Source organism: Desulfosarcina cetonica JCM 12296 (genome assembly GCF_001311845.1).
Lineage (GTDB): Bacteria > Desulfobacterota > Desulfobacteria > Desulfobacterales > Desulfosarcinaceae > Desulfosarcina > Desulfosarcina cetonica.
The window spans coordinates 1-2,111 of the sequence record NZ_BBCC01000400.1; the positions used below are offsets into that span (position 1 = coordinate 1).

At 63.1% G+C, this 2,111-nt stretch carries 1 pseudogene; it reads left to right on the top strand.

Features of this window, described 5'->3' with window-relative positions:
- Positions 1 to 47 precede the first annotated feature (47 nt).
- Positions 48 to 2,111: pseudogene (locus tag JCM12296_RS34325) on the top strand (efflux RND transporter permease subunit); the annotation flags it as partial.

Consider the following 2,111-nt stretch of genomic DNA (forward strand, 5'->3'; position numbering starts at 1 on the left):
CGATCCGGCAGGCCGCCGGCGCCAACGCCCTGACCACCGCCGATGCGGTGCGGGCCAAACTCGAAGAGATGAGCCCGTTTTTCCCGCCGGGGATGAAGATCGTCTACCCCTATGACACGACGCCCTTTATCCGGGTCGCCATCCATGAGGTCTTCAAAACCCTTTTCGAGGCCGTGGTGCTGGTCTTCTTGGTGATGTATCTCTTCATGGGCACCATCCGCGCCACCCTGATCCCGACCATCGCCGTGCCGGTGGTGATCCTGGGCACCTTTGCCGTATTGGGGCTTTTTGGTTTCTCCATCAACATGCTGACCATGTTCGCCATGGTGTTGGCCATCGGCCTTTTGGTGGATGACGCCATCGTGGTCGTGGAAAACGTGGAGCGTATCATGAGCGAGGAGGGGCTCAGCCCCCGGGAGGCCACGGCCAAGTCCATGGAGCAGATCACCAGCGCCCTGATCGGCATCGGGCTGGTGCTCTCGGCGGTCTTCGGTCCCATGGCCTTTTTCCCCGGGTCCACGGGTGTGATCTACCGCCAGTTCTCGGTGACCATCATCGCCGCCATGCTCCTGTCCGTGGCCGTGGCTCTGATTCTCACCCCGGTACTCTGCGCCTCCCTGCTCAAGCCGGTGCCGGCCGGACACGAACCGGCCGATGGCGCGGTGTTTTTCTTGCGGCCGTTCTTCCGCTGGTTCGATCGGCTTTTTTTTCGCGCCCGCAATCTGTACCTCAAGCTGGTGGGCCACTCCCTGGCCAAACGGCTGCGCTACGTCTTCTTGTTTTTGTTGATTGTCGCGGCCATGGGGTTTTTATTCAAGCGCATGCCCACGGCCTATCTGCCCGAGGAGGACCAGGGCGTCCTCTACGTCCAGGCAATCCTGCCGGCCAACTCGACCCTGGAGCAGACCAACGCGGTGCTCTCAAGGGTGCGGGAGCATTTTCTCGAGGATGAAAAAGGCGCGGTGGAATCGATTTTGACCGTGTCCGGATTCAGCTTCAGCGGCCGGGGGCAGAATGCCGGCCTGGCTTTCGTCAAGCTTCGCGACTGGGATCTGCGTAACCGGCCGGACCTCAAGGTCGGCGCCGTGGTGGGCCGGGCCATGCGGGTTTTTTCTCAATACCGGGATGCCATGGTCTTCGCTTTTCCGCCGCCGGCCGTGGTCGAGCTGGGGCAGGCCAACGGGTTCGACTTTCAACTCCTGGACCGCGGCGGGTTGGGTCATGCCAAGCTGATGGCCGCCCGCAATCAGCTATACGGCATCGCTTCCAAGGACCCGCGCATCACGCGGGTGCGTCCCAACGGCTGGAAGACGTCCCCGAGTACCGGATCGATGTGGACTGGGAGAAGGCCGGTGCCCTGGGGGTGCCGATCACCGCCATCCACAACACCATTGCGGCGGCGTTCGGCAGCGCCTATGTGAACGACTTCATTCAGGCCGGACGGGTCAAGCGGGTCTATGTCCAGGCCGATGCCCCGTTCCGCCGCCTGCCCAGCGATCTGGAAAAGCTCTACGTGCGCAACAACGCCGGCAAGATGGTGCCCTTCGCCTCCTTCGCCTCGGGGCACTGGGCCACGGGTTCCCCCAAACTGGAACGTTTCAACGGATTCCCCTCCATGAACTTCTGGGGGGAGCCGGCACCGGGGAGGAGTTCCGGCGAGGCCATGCAGGCCATGGAAGAGGCGGTTGCCCAGCTGCCCCGGGGGATCGGATACGACTGGACCGGGCTTTCCTACCAAGAGCGCATGGCCGGCTCCCAGGCACCGTTGCTCTACGCTTTTTCCATCCTGGTGATTTTTCTCTGCCTGGCGGCCCTGTACGAAAGCTGGCCGATTCCCATCTCGATCCTGATGACCCTGCCCCTGGGGGCCATCGGCGGGGTGATTGCCACCTCCATGATGGGAATGCCCAATGACGTCTATTTCCAGATCGGACTGTTGACCATCCTGGGGCTCACCACCAAGAACGCGATCCTGATCGTCCAATTCGCCCGGGCCCGCGTGGACGAGGGCATGCGCCTGATCGACGCCACCCTGGAAGGGGCCAAGCTGCGCCTGCGGCCCATCGTGATGACGTCCCTGGCCTTTGGCTTCGGCGTGCTGCCCCTGGCCC